Raw genomic sequence first — 17,070 nt, 5'->3', positions numbered from 1 at the left:
CGGCGCCGCAGAACACGCACAGGCTCCGCGGGGCGCCGCCGGCCGCGGCCCGCTCGGGCGGCGGTCCGTCAGGGGGCGCCGGGGTGCTTCCGTCACGGGGCATGGGTGGTGCCGTCCCTTCGTCGTCGAGGGGTGGACGAGCGGTTCCGGGTCAGGCGGGCGGTGTCCGCGGGGCGGACGGGGGCGGCACACCGGTGTCACGGGCGCCCGAGCCGGTGCCCGGGTGGGCGGGACCTGGGCGGGCGGGGCGTGCTCCGCCGTCTCGGGCGGGTGGTACGACTCCCGGGTGCGCCATGACGGCGGCCAGCCGGGAACCGGGGCGGACCAGCATCTCCCGCTGCGCCGGGCCGACCCCCGCCGCGGCCACCTCCACGCCCAGGTAGTCGGAGACGTAGGAGAGGAAGTCCCGGGCCTGGACCGGCAGGTCCTCGTAGCGGGACAGGCCCCGGGTCGGGCTGCGCCAGCCGGGCAGCCAGCAGTACACCGGGGAGCACCGCGCCAAGTGGCCGTTGTCGGGGAGGAATTCCCGATGGCCGCCGTCGGGAGCGGCATAACTCACGCACACGCCGATGCGGTCGAAGCCGTCGAGGACGTCGAGCTTGGTGACCACGACGCTCGTGTAGCGGTTGAGGGAGACCGCCCACCGGGCGTGCGTGAGGTCCAGCCAGCCGCACCGCCGGGACCTTCCGGTCGTCGTGCCGAACTCCTCGCCCGCCCGTCGCAGCCGGTCCCCCAGCCCCTCCCGGTCCTCGGTGACGAACGGGCCGTTGCCGACCATCGTCTGGTACGCCTTCAGCACACCGACGCGGTGGCCGACGAGGCTGCCGTCCAGTCCGCTGCCGCTGGTGACGGAGTAGAAGGCGGTCGGTGACGTCGTCACGTACGGGTACACCCCGTGCTCGACGTCCAGCATGGGGCCCTGGGCACCCTCCAGGACCACCGAGTAACCCGCCTCGACCGCCGAGCGGAGCAGGGTGACCGAGTCACCGGCCAGCGAGAGCAGCAGGCCGGTGTAGCGGCTGAGCCAGGCCAGGTCCCGTTCGGCCCGGTCGGACGGCAGGCCGAAGAAGCGCGCGTTCTGCCGCAGGCGGCGCCGCAGCAGGACGGGGTCGCGCAGGTCGGCCACGCGGATGCCCATGCGGTTGGCCTTGCTGACGTTGGCGGGTCCGATACCGCGCCGGGTGGTGCCGATGCCGTCGCCGGAGCTGTCGCGCTCGCTCTCCTGACGGCCGTCGACCTCGCGGTGCGAGGGCAGCACGAGGTGCGCGCGGTCGCTGAGGACGAGCCGTCGCCGCAGGTCCGGTGCGATCTCCGACAGTTCGGTGATCTCCCGGGCCAGGGTCTCGGCGTTGACCAGGACGCCGTTGGCGACGACGCCCACCACGCCGGGGTGGCGGACACCGGACGGGAGCAGGTGGTTCTTGACGGTGCGGACATCCCCGTCCGCCTCCCGGAAGACCGTGGTGTGCCCGGCGTTGTCACCGCCCTGCACCCGGGCGGTGACCTGGTGGAACGCCGCGAGCCGGTCGGTCATGGCGCCCTTGCCGCCGTCGCCCTGCTGCAGGTCGCCCACCCACGTGATGTGCTGCCGTGCCGGAGGCGGGCCGGCGCCCTCGGTGAGCGGGGCGAGGAGCGCCTGCCGTCGGGCCCGGCGCGCCGCCACCACCGCCGGCCACACCGCGCGCGGGTCGGCGCCCGTCCCGCGGCCGGCCCGGTCCTCGGCGGACGAGGGGGCGGCCGGCGCGGGGTCAGGGTTCTCGGGCACGGGACCTCCACGTTTCGGTGAGGTGTGCGGACGCGGGACGCGGGACGCGGACACGGCTGTGGATGCGGACACGGCTGCGGCTGCGGATCCGGATGCTGCGGCTGCGGCTGCGGCTGCGGCTGCGGCTGCGGCTGCGGAGTGTGCGGGAGCGGGAGGACACCGCCGGTGGCCCGGTCCGCGGGATCCGGGATGTCCCGGGTGCACGGGACGGGTCCGGGCGCGCGGATCACCGGCGGTGCGGCACGACCGCTGCGGTCACCCGGAGTCTGCGCCCGGGACGGCGCGGTTACGCCCGTCGCCCCTCGCGTTCCCCCGACCGCAGGGCGCGCGGGCGGCACTCGGCGGCGCAGGCGGAATGGGGCCGTCCGCTCGTGCCACCTCCCACGCCGCCGTCATCCCGTGCGCGCCCCGCCGCGGGGGTACGGGGCCCCCGTGGGCGGGCAGCCTTGCTCCGGCCGCGGAATCCCCGGGGACCGCGGCCTCCTGGGTTCGGCACTGTCGTCGTCCGGACGGAGACACCATGCCCCACCGTCCCGGCCCTTCCGGGGCCGGCTCCCCCGCCGACGTCCTGGCCGAGGAGTACGCCTCTCCCGCGCTCGCCGCGCTGTGGTCGCCGCACCGTCAGGTGGTGATGGAGAGGCGCCTGTGGCTGGTGGTGCTCCGCGCGCAGCACGCGGAGGGGATACGGGTGCCCGCCGGGGTGTTCGCGGCCTACGAGGAGGCCGTCGACCGGGTCGATCTGGCCTCCATCGCGCGGCGGGAGCGGGTGACCCGGCACGATCTCAAGGCCCGTATCGAGGAGTTCAACGCCCTCGCGGGCCACGAGCACATCCACAAGGGGCTGACCTCCTGCGACATCACCGACAACATCGCGCAGGCCCGGGTGCGGCAGTCACTGGAGCACCTGCGCGCACGGTCCGTCGATCTCGCCCAGGGACCGGAGCCGGCCGGGCGGGGCGGCGCCGGGCAGGACCGCGTCCCGGCGCTGCGCCGCGCGGCGGAGCGGCTGTCCGTCCTGCTCGGCCGCTACCCCCTGCGCGGCCTGAAGGGAGCGGTCGGTACGGCGCAGGACCTGCTGCATCTCCTCGACGGCGACCGTGCCGCGCTGGCCCGGATCGAGCGGCGGGTCGCCGCCCACCTCGGCTTCGGCCGCGTGCTCGGCAGTACCGGCCAGGTCGGTCCGCGGTCACTGGACCACGAGGTGCTGAGCACGCTCGCCGCGCTGGTGCTGCCGCTCGGAACGGACCCGCCGTCCGCCGCTCCGGTGGCGGCGGTCCGCCGGACGCGCCAGTGCGCGGTCCTGGTGCGGGGTTACGCCGCCATGGCGGCGCAGCTCGCCGGGGAGCAGTGGAACGAGGGTGACGTGTCCTGCTCCGTCGTGCGGCGGGTGGCGCTGCCCGGCGCGTTCTTCGCGACGGACGCCGCGCTGACGGCGTTCACGGACGGGCCGGGTGCCGGACTTTGACAGCGTTCGCGGACGGGCCGGTTGCCGGGCCTTGACGGCGTTCGCTGACGGGCGGGGTGCCGGGCCTGGAGGAGGCCGCCCGCACCTCACTTCTGCCGCGCCGCCGACACCGTTGGGTTCCCAGCGGTCTCCGTCGCGGTACCGGAGGCCTGTCCCGACGAGGCGAGCACCTCGGAGCGGTTGCCGCCCCGGTCCATGAGACCGCCCGCGAAGGCGAAGCCGAGGCCGGCCACGGCGAGGGCCGCGCCGACCAGGGAGGGCGCCGCCCAGCCCCAGCCCGCGGAGATCACCAGGCCGCCGAGCCAGGCGCCACCGGCGTTGGCGAGGTTGAAGGCGGAGTGGTTGGAGGCGGCCGCCATCGTCGGGGCGTCGTGCGCCTTGGCCATCAGCAGCATCTGCACCGGTGTGGTGATCAGCGAGCCCATCACACCGATGAAGGTGATCGTGATCAGCGCCGGCACCGTGCTGTGGACGGTGAAATAGAACGCCACCAGCGCCGCGGCCAGCAGGGCGAGACCCCCGTACAGGGTCGGGCGCAGCGCCCGGTCGGTGAGCGGGCCGGCGATCAGCGTGCCGAGGGTCATGCCGACGCCGTAGAGCGCGAGGACGAGCGTGGTCGAGCCCTCGGAGATGCCCGTGAGGTTCGTGAGCATGGGCACGAGGTAGCTGTAGACGGCGAAGAACCCGCCGAAGCCGACGACGGCCGTGGCCAGGCCGATCGCGACCTGCTTGTTGCCCATCGCGCGCAGCTCGTGGCGGATGCCGGTCTGCTGTCCGCGGGGCTGGTGGGGGATGAACGCGGCCAGCGCGGCCGCGGCGACGACGCCGATGACGGCGACCGCGCCGTAGGCGGCCCGCCAGCCGAGGTGCTGGCCGAGGGCCGTGCCGGCGGGGACGCCGACGATGTTGGCGATGGTCAGGCCGAGGAACATCTTGGAGACGGCGCGGGCGGCCCGGTCCGGGGTGACCAGCCGCGAGGCGACGACGGCGCCGACGCCGAAGAGGGCGCCGTGCGGCAGACCCGAGACGAAGCGCGCGGCGAAGAGCGTGCCCGAGCCGGGCGCGAAGGCGGAGGCGAGGTTGCCCGCCACGAAGAGCGCCGACAGGAGCAGCAGCAGCCGTTTGTGCGGCAGGCGTGCGCCGAGCCCGGTCAGCAGGGGGGCGCCGACGACGACACCGAGCGCGTAGGCCGAGACGAAGTTGCCGGCCTGGGGGACGGACACGCCGACGCCCTCGGCGATCTGGGGCAGCAGCCCCATCGTGGCGAACTCGGTCGTACCGATGCCGAACGCGACGACGGCAAGGGCCAACAGGGCAAGTGGCATGGCGCGGGAAACACCTTTCGCGGACAGGGGTCCGGGGACGGAGCGGGACACGTGGGGGACGGGAAGACGCGCGGACGGGCGCCTGTCGCGCTGAGCACCATTGCCCGGCGCGCCCTGGACAGGGCAAGCCTCTAGGGTGCAGCCACTCGGGGCGGCCGCGCATTCCAAGATCGAGCGGTACACGCCCGTGGGCTGCGTCACACCCGTGCCGCGCTCCCGCCCGTCGCGCCGCGGGCATTGACGGGCCACCGGAGCGGCTCTACTTTCTCACCGGCCCCTCGAACTGCGTTCGAAACCTCGGACAACGGTGGACGTCAGCGGGCCGGTCCCGACGCGTCCGCCACCGCTCGCGCATCCGCCCCGCACCCACCTGGAGAGCCGATGAGCGCACAGCCCCGCACGCGTGCCGTCCCGTCCCGCAGACAGTTCCTCGGTGCCGCCGCGGCCACGACGACGGCGCTGGCCGTCGATCTGTCGCTGGGCGCCCGTCCGGCCCGTGCCGCGGACTCCGCGTACGTCATGGGCTACTTCACCGAGTCGCCGAACGGCCTCGGCACCGACTACGGCCTGCACCTGGCCGTCAGCGCCGACTCCCTGAACTGGACGCCGCTGAACCAGAACAACCCGGTCGTCACCCCCACCGTCGGGGCCGGCGGTCTGCGCGACCCGTTCATCATGCGTAAGCGCGACGGCGGTTTCGTGGTGCTGGCCACCGACCTCAAAGGCACCGACTGGGGGTACAACAGCCAGACGATCCACGTCTGGGACTCCGCCGACCTGCGGACCTTCACCAACTACCGGCGGCCCCACCTGCACGACATGGTCACCCACAGCTGGGCGCCGGAGACCTTCTGGGACGCGGGCCGCGGGCAGTACGCCATCCTCTACTCGTCCGTGAACGCCTCCGGTCACAACGTCCTCATGGTCAACTACACCAGCGACTTCACCACCGTCTCCGCCCCGCAGGTCTTCTTCGACCCCGGCTACGACGTCATCGACGGCGACATGGCGGTCGGTGTGAACGGCGTCAACTACCTGTACTTCAAGAGCAGCAGCACCGGGGGCCTGGTCGGGGCGCGTTCCACCTCCCTGAACCCGGGCAGCTTCACGCCGTTCAGCACCTCGGTGGCGCACGGCGGGACGGAGGCCCCGACGCTGGTGAAGTCACTCACCTCCAGCTCCTGGTACCTGTGGGGAGACACCTACACGCCCAACGGTGTCTTCTACGCGTGGCAGAGCACCGACCTCGCCGCGGGCACCTGGACCCCGGTCGACCAGAGGCTGTACACCCATCCGGTCAACGCCAAGCACTGCACGATCGCGCCCATCACCGGCACCGAGTACACGAACCTGCTCGCCCGCTGGGGCGCGCCCGGCTGGAACCGGCTGAAGTCGTACAACTACCCGGACCGCTACGTCCGGCACGCCGACTGGGCCGCGCGGATCGACACCTACCCCTTCGACCCGTACACCGACTCCCAGTGGAAGCCGGTGCCCGGCCTGGCGGACTCCTCCGGCATCTCCTTCCAGTCGGTCAACTACCCCACCCGCTACCTGCGCCACTGGGACTACCAGCTCCGCCTCGACGTGAACGACGGGACGAGCACCTTCGCCCAGGACGCCACGTTCCACCGCGTCGCGGGCCTCGCCGACGCGTCCTGGTCGTCCTTCCGGTCCCACAACCTCCCCACCCGCTACATCCGTCACGCCGGGTACGTCCTGCGCGTCGACCCGGTCTCCACGGCGACGGACCGCGCCGACGCGACGTTCTCGGTCGGGTACTGAGAGGCAGTGACGGGTACTGGCGGGTACTGACGGGCAAGCCCCGCCGGGTGGCGTGCCTGACACCCGGGGACGGTCACGGGTTTTTCCCGCGTCCGTCCCTTGTCAGCCGCCCCGCGCCCCGTGCGACCCTGGGCGTGTCGCCGACGGCGGCGGAGCGAGAGCAAGGATGGTGCGATGACTGAGACACCGGAGACCACCGGACGCCTTCTCGACCCGGCGGTGTTCGCCGGACGGATCCACGTCGACGGCGCGTGGGTCACCGGCGGGGGCGGGAGCGTCGACTCGGTGGAGCCCGCCACCGGCAAGGCCCTCGCCGCCGTCGGGCTCGCCGACGCGGCCGACGTGGCCCGTGCCGCGCGGAGCGCCGAGCGCGCCCAGAAGGAGTGGGCGGCCCGGCCCCACCCGGACCGCGCCGCCGTGCTGCGCCGCGCCGGACAGCTGTGGGAGCGGCACGCCGAGGAGATCCAGGGCTGGAACGTGCGGGAGGTGGGCTCCATCCCGCCGTTCGCCGACTTCGCGGTGCACACCACGGCCGCCGAGTGCCACGAGGCCGCCGCGCTGCCGTCGCACCCGCTGGGGCAGCTGCTCTCCAGTGACCAGCCCCGGCTGTCCTTCGCCCAGCGGGTGCCCGCGGGCGTGGTCGGGGTGATCTCCCCGTTCAACGTGCCGCTGATCCTCGGCATCCGCGCCGTGGCCCCCGCGCTGGCGCTCGGCAACGCGGTGCTGCTCAAGCCCGACCCGCGCACGGTGATCACGGGCGGTGTCACCATGGTGCGGATCTTCGAGGAGGCGGGCCTGCCGAAGGGGCTGCTCCAGCTCCTGCCGGGCGGTGCCGAGGTCGGTGCCGCGATCGTCGAGGACCCCCGGGTCCGTGTCATCGCCTTCACCGGCTCGACCCGCGCCGGGCAGTCCGTCGGCGAGGCGGCCGGCCGCCACCTCAAGCGCGCCCACCTGGAGCTGGGCGGCAACTCGGCGTTCATCGTCCGTCACGACGCCGACACCGACCGAGCCGTCAACCTCGCCACCTGGGGCAACTACCTCAACCAGGGGCAGATCTGCATGTCGATCGGCCGCCACATCGTCCACGAGTCCCGCTACGACGACTACGTCGCGAAGCTGGCCGCCAAGGCCGACTCGATGACCGTGGGCGACCCCGCCGCCGGGCGGGTCCACATGGGGCCCGTCATCGACGAGACCCAGCGCGACCGCATCCACGCCTGGGTGCGCGAGGCCGTCGAGCAGGGCGCCACCCTCGCGGCGGGAGGCACCTACGAGGATCTCTTCTACCGCCCGACCGTGGTCGCCGGGCCGCCGAAGGACGCCACCGTCTTCCGCGAGGAGGTCTTCGGCCCCGTCGTGTCCGTCGTGCCCTACGCCACCGACGAGGAGGCCGTCGCCCTGGCCACCGACACCGGCTACGGCCTCTCCCTCGGCATCGTCACCGCCGACGCACTGGCGGGACTGGAACTGGCGCAGCGCATCCCCACCGGCATCGTGCACGTCAACGACCAGACCGTGAACGACGAGGCCAACGCCCCCTTCGGCGGTGTCGGCAGCTCCGGCACGGGCTCCCGGCACGGCGGTGCCGAGGCCAACATCGAGGCGTTCACCGAGACCCGCTGGATCACCCTGCGCCGCGAACCCGCCCAGTACCCGCTCTGAGAACCGGTGTCGTCTCCCCGCGACCGGCCGGGCGTGTCCCGGCGCTCCCGGCGCTCCCGCGGCCGGGTGGCCGCGGGAGCGCACGGGGTCAGTGCCCGGCGACGACGCCGGACAGTTCGTTGGTGCTCTGCGGCAGGGTGACCGACTCGGTCTTCTTGCCGGTCTCCAGGTCGATGGCGTGCAGCGCCTTCTCGCTGGGGTCGGAGACGTAGGCGGTGGCGCCGCGGACGAAGAGCGTGGGACGGGCCTGCTGCCAGTCCAGCGGCTCCTGCCACTTCCCCACCGCGTCGATCTTCTTCTCGACCTTCCCGGTGTCCGGGTCGATGACGTGGATCGCGCCGTCGGTGCCGAGGACGAGCGCCTCGCCCTCGGGGCCGCGGGCCAGCGAGCGGAACGAGTAGCTCGTCCCGAGGTCCACCAGCCGCAGCTTCGCGGTCTCGGTGTCGATCAGGGAGACGCGGGTCGGGCGTTCCAGTTCGGCGTCGGGGTCGGTCTTGTAGTCGCCGAGGAGGACCGCGGACTCCTCACTGCCCGACTGGTTGCCGATGCGGCCGTAGTCGTCGGGGGCGTCCACCTTCGTGAACTTCCCGTCCTTGTAGATGAGGACGCCGTCCTCGCAGCCGACGGCCACGGCCTCGTTCTCCGCCGCGGCCTCGCCGTGGACGCCGGGGCAGTTCTCGTTGCGCGCGATCTCCTTGTCGTCGCCGTCCAGGACCAGGGCGCCGGTGCGCTTCTCCTCCGTGCCCACGGTGCTGAGGAGTTCGCCGTTCTTCAGCTCGATGGCGACGCCGTGGTGCGCTTCGGCGGAGGTGTAGGTGCGGGTCCCCGGCTTCTCGCCGGTGCTCAGCTCCTCGGGGTCGAAGACGTTGACCTCACCGGTGCCGTCGGTGAAGAGGACGGTCTTGCCGGCGTGGCGGACGACGTGGCCGGGCTTGGCTCCCTCGTACGCGATGTCGGTGAAGGTGCCCGAGGCGGCGTCCAGGACGCGGAACCCGCTGTCGGTGGAGACGACGACGTGGTCCTCGTCGCCCGCGGGGTTGACCCGGTTGAAGCCGGACAGCTCTATCGTCCTGCTGAGCTTCAGGGTCCGCCCGTCGAGGACGTAGAGCCCGCCGTCGTAGCTGAGGACCAGCGGGTTCTCGACGGCGGCGGCCTTGGCGTCCGCGCTCTTTCCGGCCTGCGCGCCGGACGCGGAGGAGTCGTCGTCCCCTCCCCCTCCGCAGGCGGTCAGGACCGTGGAGACCGCGAGGGCGAGTGCCGTGCCCGTGAGGGCTCTCCTGCGTGTGGTCGTGTTCACCGGTGTCTCTTCTTTCCTTGTTCGGCCGCGCGTTAGGCGGCGCATCGTCAAACGGGAGGTGGTGTCCGGCGTCAGCCGGCGGCGGTCAGGCCGTCCGCCATGGCGGTGGTGTTGGCGCGCATCATCCGCAGATAGGTGTCGGCGCCCTCCCCCTTCGCGGTCAGTGACTCGGAGTACAGCTCGACGACCCGCACCCGGCCGTCGGTCTCGGCGCGCAGCACCTCGGCCAGCCGTGCGGGCTGCGAGGAGTCGGCGAAGACGGTCCGTACGCCCGCCTCGTCCATGGCCTCCACCAGGGAGCGCAGATCGGACGAGCTGGGCGAGGCGAGGGTGGTGCCGCTGGGGATGACCGCGCCGATCACCCGGAAGCCGAACCGGTCGGCGAGGTAGCCGAAGACGTGGTGGTTGGTCACCAGGGAGCGGCTGTCCTCGGGGACGGCGTCGAAGGTCTTCTCCATCCAGGTGGTGAGGTCGGCCAGCTTCCCTTCGTAGCGTGCGGCGTTGGCGCGGACGGTGCCGGTGTCGACGCCGTCGACGTGTGCGGTGACCTGGTCTGCGATGAGTCCGGTGGCCTTGAGTACGCGGTCCGGGTCGGTCCAGAAGTGCGGGTCGGGCTGCCCCTTCTCGTCCTCGGCGCCCTCGGTGCCGCCCGTGCCGAAGGTGAGCGGGTCGACCGCCTCGCCCACCGCGAAGGCGGGCACCCCTGACTCGCGGGCGGCATCGACGTGCCGCAGGACGTTCTCCTCCAGGCCCAGGCCGTTGTAGACGACCAGGTCGGCGTTTTCCAGCTCGGCGGCCTGTACGGCCGAGAGACCGAAGGAGTGCGGGTCGGCGTTGGGTTTCATCAGGACGGTGACGTCGGCCTCGTCGCCGACGACCTCCTGGGTGATGTCGCCGAGGATGTTGGTGGTGACCACGATCCGGGGCCGGTCGTCCTCGCCGCCGCCCGCGCAGGCGGTGGCGGTGGCCGCGGTGACCAGGGCGAGCAGGCCCAGGAGGGCGTGGCGCAGCCGGGCCACCCGTATCCGCGCCCGCTTCGTCCCGCTCATCGGCCGGTCTCCGCCATCAGGACCGGCGCGATGTCCAGGTCGAAGGAGCGGGCGATCCGCAGGTCGTCGTTGTAGTCGATCTCGTACACCTGCTTGCCGGCGGCGTCGTTGACGTAGGCGCGGCTGCGGTCGATCTCGACGACCGGCGCGGTCGTGTCACCGGCCGTCCCCCGGTCCGCCGCCGTCCCGCTCAGGAGCCGGTCGGTGCGGGCGGTCTCCTCGCCGGTGGCGATGTCGTAGCCGTGCAGCCTTCCGTCGGTCTCCAGGACGAGCAGCGGGGAGCCCTCTCCGGCGGTGCCGGCGGCGACGACGGTGCCGGTCCCGACCCGGGTCCAGGTCCGCTCGCCGAGGTCCAGGACCCAGACCGCGTCGTCCCCGGCGGTGGCGGTCAGGGTGTCGCTGCCGGGCCGCTGCCGGAAGGCGGCGGCACGTTCGGCGGCGGGGACTTTCTCGTCGTGGGCGATCTTCTCGGCGGTGAACCCGCCGTCGTCCCCGTGGACGAGGAGTGCGCCGTCCGCGCAGGCCAGGACCACGCCGCGGCGGGTGACGGCGTCGCCCCGCGGGTCCTCGCACGTGGCGTCCAGGGAGGCGGTGCGGGTGCCCTCTCGGTCGAGTACGACGGGTTCGCCGTCGCCGGTGACGGCGACCAGGTGTTCCTCGTAGGGGACGACGGCTGCGGTGTAGGTGCCGGGCAGGGTGCGCAGGGGCGCGACCTCGCCCTTCTCCAGCTCGCCGCGGTCGTAGAGGACGGCCCTGCCGTCCTCGCCGGTGGCCGCGGTCACGGCGACGTCGCTGCGTACCTGGGCCGCTCCGCCCACGGGGAGTTCGCCGGCGTCGCGGACGGCCGCGCGGTAGTAGTGGACGTGGTCGCCGTGGTCCACCATCCACGAACCGCTGTCGAGTACGTGGGTGGAGCCGTCGGCGTACAGGTAGCCGAAGCGTCCGTCCGTGGTCAGGCGGGCTGCGCCGGTGACGTCGTCGGTCTCGGTGACCTTGCCGGTGATGAGGTCCAGCACCCGGGTGGCGCCGCTCTCCGGGTCGTTGAGGAGCAGCCGGGACTGCTGTTCGGCGGCCTCGTGGGCGCCTTCCACGTAGCCGTGCGGTGTCGCGGACGAGCTGCCCGCCTCGGGCTGCGCGTCGTCGGTCTTCTCCCCTCCCCCGCAGCCCGTGGCGAGCAGCGCGGTGAGTGCCAGTGCGGCCGCGGCCCATGGCGTGACGTTTCTGCGGACGGTCAAGACGATCGCCTCGGTATTTCTTCGGTCGGTTGTGCGGGCAGTACAGGGGCCGGAGTGACGGCGGGAGCGGTGGCGGGCGCCGGGACCGGGCGGGCGCGGCGGCGGTGCCGGAGGCCGGACGCGACGTGCGAGAGGAAGAACAGGCTCACGGCGAGCGCCGAGACGGTGGCGCCGGCGGCGGTGCTCAGGTGCCAGGACAGCAGCAGCCCGCCGAAGGTGGCGGCGGCGCCGAGCAGGGCCGCGACCACCATCACGCCCCGGACGCCGCGGACCCACGGCAGGGCCGCGGCGGGCGGGGCGATGAGCAGGCCGAGGACCAGCAGCGTGCCCACGATGTGGAACGAGGCGACGATCGCGAGGCCCACCAGTCCGAGCAGGACGGCGTGGGCGAGCCGTGGCCGCAGCCCCAGCGTCCGCGCCTTGCGGGGGTCGAAGGCCAGGGCGAGGAAGGCCCGGTGGCCGAGGACCGACACCACCAGCGCGGCCAGCAGTGCCACCGCCAGCAGGACCAGGTCCTGTTCGCGGACGGCGAGGACGTCGCCGAAGAGGAAGCCGGTCAGGTCCACGGCGAAGGACTGCGAACGCGAGACGATGATGACGCCGAGCGACAGCATGCCCACGAACAGCAGGCCGATCCCGGTGTCCTGGGACAGCCGCGGGGCACGGCCGAGCGCGGTGACGCCCGCGGTCATGACGAGCGCGCTCGCCACCGCCCCCACCAGCAGGTTGCCGCCGAACAGCGCGGCCAGCGCGACGCCCGGGAGCAGCCCGTGGGACATCGCGTCCCCGAGGAACGCCATGCCGCGGAGCACCACCCAGGTGCCGGCCAGCGCGCAGATCGCGGACACCAGGACGCCGCCCCACAGGGCTCGTTGCACGAAGGCCACCTCGAACGGGGCCGTCAACCACTCCATGCCAGGACAGTACAATGAAAACCATGTTCACAAAACCAGTGCCCTCGTCCGCGCGAGGACGGCGGCAGGCGGTCCGAGTCCGCCTCGACGGTCTCTGCGCGGGCTATCCCGGCCGCCCCGTACTCGATCAACTGACGGCGGACATAACGGGGTTGGCGACCACGGCGCTCGTCGGTCCGAACGGCAGCGGCAAGTCCACCCTGCTCGGCGTGGTGGCCGGTGTGATCCGCCCGACATCCGGACAGCTCCGGCACCACGGCGGACGGCCGCCCGCGTTCGTGCCGCAGCGCGGCGCCGTCGGGGACACCCTGCCGCTGTCGGTGCGGCAGACGGTGGAGATGGGCCGCTGGGGCGAGCGCGGCCCATGGCGGCGGCTGACCCGACAGGACCGGGCCGCGGTGGACGCCGCGCTCGACCGGCTCGGCATCGGCGACCTCGCCCCGCGCCAGCTGGGGGAAGTCTCGGGCGGACAGCGTCAACGCGCACTGATCGCACAGGGGTTGGCGCAGGAGTCGGATCTGCTGCTGCTGGACGAGCCGACCACGGGGCTCGACCCGGAGGCCCGGGAGCGGATCGCGGGCGTGCTGACGGATCTGGTCCGGGACGGCGTGACGGTCGTCCAGGCGACGCACGACCTGCGGGCCGCGCGCGCGGCCGACACCTGTCTGCTGCTGCGCGGCGGACGCCTGGTGGGGCAGGGCCCGCCGCAGGACGTGCTCACCACGGAGGCGCTGGCGGAGGTGTGGCAGCCGGCCTGAGCCGGCGGGCCGACCCGGCGGGCCGACCCGGGCGGCGCGGTCCGACCCGGATGGGCGGCCCGACCCGGGCGGGCGTGCGTAATGGTTCTCGTTTTCATGTAGCGTCTTCTCGTCCGCCCCTCTCCCCTTCCTGGAAGGACCCCTCCCATGGCCGTGCCCAAGCGCAAGATGTCCCGCAGCAACACCCGTCACCGCCGCGCCCAGTGGAAGGCGAGCACGCCGAACCTGGTGCCGGTGACGGTGGACGGGGTGACCTACCGGGTGCCGCAGCACCTGGTGCCCGCCTACCGGCGCGGCCTGCTGCGTCCGGAGGGCTGACGGGATGCGCTCCGGACGTCTTCCCGTCACCGTGCTGTCCGGGTTCCTCGGTGCCGGGAAGACGACCCTCCTCAACCATGTCCTCACCAACCGCGAGGGTCTGCGGGTGGCGGTCATCGTCAACGACATGAGCGAGGTCAACATCGACGCCGCGCTGGTCCGCGGCGGCGAGGCGGCGCTCTCCCGGACCGAGGAGCGGCTGGTGGAGATGACCAACGGCTGCATCTGCTGCACCCTCCGCGACGACCTGCTCCAGGAGATCGACCGGCTGGCCCGCGAGGGACGCTTCGACTACCTGCTCATCGAGTCCAGCGGCATCTCCGAGCCGATGCCGGTCGCGGCCACCTTCGCCTTCGCCCGCGACGACGGCGCGACCCTGGACGGTGTGGCCCGGCTGGACACGATGGTCACGGTGGTCGACGCGGCGAACTTCCTCACCGAGCTGGACGCCGGGGACGACCTGGCCGAGCGCGGCCTCGCACCGTACGAGGACGACGAACGCACCGTCAGCGACCTGCTGGTCGACCAGGTGGAGTTCGCGGACGTGCTCGTGCTCAACAAGCTGGACCTCGTCGACACCGCCGCCGCGGACCGGCTGCGCGGGGTGCTCACCCGGCTCAACCCCCGGGCCCGGCTGGTCACTTCGGTGCACGGCCGGGTAGGCGTCCGGGACGTGCTGGCGACCGGACGGTTCGACCTGGAACGCGCCCAGCAGGCACCGGGCTGGGTGCGGGAGCTGAACGGGGACCACGTCCCGGAGACCGAGGAGTACGGCATCTCCTCGCTCGTGTTCCGGTCGGCGGCCCCCTTCCACCCGGGACGGCTGTGGGACTTCGTGACGCGGGAGCTGGACAGCGGGGCGCACGGCCGTGTGCTGCGCTCCAAGGGGTTCTTCACCCTGGCCGGCCGGGAGGATGTGACCGGGCTGTGGTCGCAGGCCGGTTCCGTCGCCCGGTTCGAGCCGTCCGGCACGCGCGACGCCGGGGTGCCCGACGCCCAGGAGCTGGTCTTCATCGGTGTCGGACTGCGGGCGGACGGGCTGCGCTCCGCCCTCGCCGGCTGCCTGCTCGGGGAGGGGGAAGCCGTACCCGCTGACGACCCCTTCCCCGGCTGGGACACCGGCGAGGTCTGCGCCCACGAGGACGGACACGCACACGGACCGCTGTCGCGCGCGGCCGTGTGACCGTGTGACCGTGTGACCGTGTGACCGGCCGGACGGACCTCAGGTCCGGCTGAACGGCGCCCACGCGCCGATCTCGAAGCCGGAGCCGCGGCGGCGCAGTTCGAAGGCGCCCTGGCCGGGCAGGTGGGCCGGCAGGACGAGGGCGCGGTGGTCGGCGGCGTAGGCGAACATCCGCGCGCGGCTGGCGCGGGCGCCGTCCTCGTCCTCCTCGAAGCAGCTGTTGATGTGCGGCTCGCGCACCTGGATCGCGCCGTGCAGCAGGTCACCGGCGAAGAGGGCGCGGTCGCCCCCGGACTCCAGGTGGATCACCGACGAGCCGGGGGTGTGCCCGGGGGCCGGTGCGAGGCGGAGGTGGGAGTCGATGGTGAACGACTCCTCCCACACCTGCACCAGACCCGCCTCGACGACCGGGGTGACGCTGTCCTCGTAGACGTTCTGGTTGCCCCGGCCGAAGACGGTGTTGTGCAGGTTCTCCGGCTTCCAGTACTCGAAGTCGATCCGCGGCATCAGGTACGTGGCGTTGGGGAACGTGGGCACCCAGTCCCGGCCCTGCAGACGGGTGTTCCAGCCCACGTGGTCGTCGTGGAGGTGGGTGTTGACGACGAGGTCGACGTCCTCGGGCCGGACACCCACGGCGGCGAGGTTGGCCAGGTATCCGGTGTCCAGGTAGGACCAGATCGGCTGGAGCGGCCGGTACTTGTCGTTGCCCGCGCCGGTGTCGATGAGGATGACCCGGCCCTCGCTGCGCACGACCCAGGTCTGGGTGGCGGCGCGGGTCAGGTCGCTCGCCGGGTCCCAGTGGTCGGGCACGAGCAGCTCGGTGTGGCGCCGCCACTCCTCGGGCTCGCTGCCGGGGAAGAAGACGTCCGTCGTCATCGGCGTGATGTCGGAGAACTCCATGACGCGGTCGATGCGCACGTCGCCGAGTTCGAGGGTGCTGACCGTCGGCGTTCCGGTGCCGTGCGGGGACAGGGGGGACATGGTGCTCCTTGGAGGTGTCGCAGCCGACGGAAGGTGTCGCGCCGGGCCTTTCGTCACTGTGCCGCCGGGGGCGGTCCCGGCGGTATCGGTCACGTGACTGCACCTCGGCCCGGGGCGGCCGCCGGCCCGGACCGTGCTGCTAGCGTCGGTACGCGGTGGGGGGCGTCAGCACGGACGGCGGCACCCGTGACGTGGGGAGACGCTGCGTGGACAGGGACCCGGCGGCGACCGGCCCGGCCGGGTTCCGGCCGGCCAGGGAGGCGGAGTACGAGCGGCTCCTCGCGTCCGCCGACGCGGAGCGGCCGGCCGGCGGGGTGCTGACGGTGACGGGAGCGCCGGGGGCGGGCAAGACGACACTCGTGGAGCGGGCCGCCGCCCGGTTCGCGGCGGCGGACGGCCGAGTGCTGAGGGCGGAGTGCTCCCGGTCCGAGACCGAGCTGGCGTTCTCCTGTCTGCACCAGCTCCTGCGGCCGGTGCGCGCGGACGTGGACACACTGCCGCCGAGACAGCGCGGTGCCGTACGGACCGCGTTCGGGCTGGGCGAGGACGACACGGCGCCCGATCCGATGCTCATCGGCACCGGTGTCCTCACGCTGCTGTCGGAACTCGCCCTGGAGCAACCCGTGCTGCTGGTCGTGGACGGCGCGCAGTGGGCCGACGGGGCCTCTCTCGACGCGCTCTCCTTCGCCGCCCGCCGCCTGGCCGACGAGCCGGTGACGACGGTGCTGGTCACCCGGGGAGCACCGCCCGACCTCACGGCACGGCAGCGGAACCTGCACCTCGCGCCGCTGGACCGGGCGGCGGCGGGGCGGGTGCTCGACCGGCAGCCGGTGCCGCCCGATCCGCTCACCCGTGAGCTGATCCTGGACCACGCGGAGGGCAACCTGCTGGCGCTGGTGGAGCTCGCGAGGGCGGCGGCGGAACACGCGCCCGCGCCGTACGGCGAGGGCGGCCCCCTCGCGGTGCCGGAACGACTGGAGCGCGTCTACGCGAACCGGCTGGCGGCACTGCCCGCCGCGACCCGGCGCGCGGTGGTACGGCTGGCCGCGGCGGACACCGCCGATCCGCCGCCGTCCGTGCTGTCCTGGCTGCCGGATGTCGGCGATCCCGTGTGGGCGCCCGCCGAGAAGGCCGGGCTCGTCACCCGGACCGGCGGCCGGCCGCGCGGCAGTCACCCCCTCGCCCGGCTCGCGGTCCACCAGGCCGCCCCGGCCGACGAACGCCGGTCCGCGCACCGCGAGTTGGCCGGGCTGCTGCGCGTCCAGGACCCCGACCGGTACGCCTGGCACCTCGCCGCCGCCGCGACCGGGCCGAACGCGCGCGTCGCCGCCGT

Annotated in this window: 14 protein-coding genes; 7 read left to right on the top strand and 7 right to left on the bottom strand. The window is 73.4% G+C overall.

What is annotated here, in order from left to right; translation table 11 throughout:
• Positions 1–151: 151 nt before the first annotated feature.
• Positions 152–1,765: an adenylosuccinate synthetase gene (locus UW392_RS57200; RefSeq protein WP_320783418.1), complete on the bottom strand. Its 1,614-nt coding sequence runs from the start codon at positions 1,763–1,765 to the stop codon at positions 152–154.
• Positions 1,766–2,285: 520 nt separating this feature from the next.
• Here UW392_RS57200 and UW392_RS57195 point away from each other — a divergent pair.
• On the top strand, positions 2,286–3,230 hold the full coding sequence (locus UW392_RS57195) for an adenylosuccinate lyase (protein WP_320783417.1): 945 nt from the start codon (positions 2,286–2,288) through the stop codon (positions 3,228–3,230).
• 86 nt (positions 3,231–3,316) lie between these two features.
• Here the strand turns inward: UW392_RS57195 and UW392_RS57190 are convergent, their stop codons facing one another.
• Positions 3,317–4,555 (bottom strand): MFS transporter, encoded by a 1,239-nt coding sequence (locus tag UW392_RS57190; protein WP_320783416.1) that lies wholly within the window; start codon positions 4,553–4,555, stop codon positions 3,317–3,319.
• A gap of 381 nt (positions 4,556–4,936) precedes the next feature.
• Here UW392_RS57190 and UW392_RS57185 point away from each other — a divergent pair, with 381 nt between their 5' ends.
• Positions 4,937–6,340: a glycoside hydrolase family 43 protein gene (locus UW392_RS57185; RefSeq protein ID WP_320783415.1), complete on the top strand. Its 1,404-nt coding sequence runs from the start codon at positions 4,937–4,939 to the stop codon at positions 6,338–6,340.
• 174 nt (positions 6,341–6,514) lie between these two features.
• Complete coding sequence (locus tag UW392_RS57180) at positions 6,515–8,002, top strand: aldehyde dehydrogenase family protein (protein WP_320783414.1); 1,488 nt, start codon at positions 6,515–6,517, stop codon at positions 8,000–8,002.
• A gap of 88 nt (positions 8,003–8,090) precedes the next feature.
• Here the strand turns inward: UW392_RS57180 and aztD are convergent, their stop codons facing one another.
• The 4 genes from aztD to aztB are packed head-to-tail and all read right to left on the bottom strand — an operon-like array spanning position 8,091 to position 12,497.
• On the bottom strand, positions 8,091–9,344 hold the full coding sequence (gene aztD, locus UW392_RS57175) for a zinc metallochaperone AztD (protein WP_414497579.1): 1,254 nt from the start codon (positions 9,342–9,344) through the stop codon (positions 8,091–8,093).
• Between the two features lie 26 nt (positions 9,345–9,370).
• Positions 9,371–10,348 carry a zinc ABC transporter substrate-binding protein AztC gene (gene aztC / locus UW392_RS57170; protein WP_320783412.1) on the bottom strand — a complete coding sequence of 326 codons (978 nt, stop codon included), beginning with the start codon at positions 10,346–10,348 and terminating at the stop codon, positions 9,371–9,373.
• Positions 10,345–11,583, bottom strand: a complete 1,239-nt coding sequence (locus UW392_RS57165; protein ID WP_320783411.1) for a hypothetical protein — start codon at positions 11,581–11,583, stop codon at positions 10,345–10,347. The genes aztC and UW392_RS57165 overlap by 4 nt, the downstream gene beginning before the upstream one ends.
• Entirely contained in the window at positions 11,580–12,497 is a 918-nt protein-coding gene (aztB, locus tag UW392_RS57160) for a zinc ABC transporter permease AztB (protein ID WP_320783410.1), read from the bottom strand. The genes UW392_RS57165 and aztB overlap by 4 nt, the downstream gene beginning before the upstream one ends.
• A 14-nt stretch (positions 12,498–12,511) precedes the next feature.
• On the opposite strand from aztB, the gene aztA reads away from it, so the two are divergent.
• From aztA to UW392_RS57145, 3 genes are all read left to right on the top strand, one after another.
• On the top strand, positions 12,512–13,255 hold the full coding sequence (gene aztA / locus UW392_RS57155) for a zinc ABC transporter ATP-binding protein AztA (RefSeq protein ID WP_320783409.1): 744 nt from the start codon (positions 12,512–12,514) through the stop codon (positions 13,253–13,255).
• Between the two features lie 147 nt (positions 13,256–13,402).
• The gene (rpmF, locus tag UW392_RS57150; protein WP_320783408.1) at positions 13,403–13,573 is read left to right on the top strand and encodes a 50S ribosomal protein L32; all 171 of its coding nucleotides are present in this window, start codon (positions 13,403–13,405) and stop codon (positions 13,571–13,573) included.
• Positions 13,574–13,577: 4 nt separating this feature from the next.
• Positions 13,578–14,756, top strand: coding sequence for a GTP-binding protein (locus UW392_RS57145; RefSeq protein WP_320783407.1), 1,179 nt, complete (start codon positions 13,578–13,580; stop codon positions 14,754–14,756).
• Between the two features lie 39 nt (positions 14,757–14,795).
• On the opposite strand, the gene UW392_RS57140 is transcribed toward UW392_RS57145, so the two are convergent.
• On the bottom strand, positions 14,796–15,737 hold the full coding sequence (locus UW392_RS57140) for an MBL fold metallo-hydrolase (protein ID WP_320783406.1): 942 nt from the start codon (positions 15,735–15,737) through the stop codon (positions 14,796–14,798).
• Between the two features lie 206 nt (positions 15,738–15,943).
• Here UW392_RS57140 and UW392_RS57135 point away from each other — a divergent pair.
• The coding region (locus tag UW392_RS57135; protein ID WP_320783405.1) for an ATP-binding protein at positions 15,944–17,070 on the top strand (1,127 nt) is incomplete at its 3' end.

The sequence above is a fragment of the Streptomyces sp. CRN 30 genome (assembly GCF_034105845.1).
This window is presented reverse-complemented; position numbering and strand designations above follow the sequence as displayed.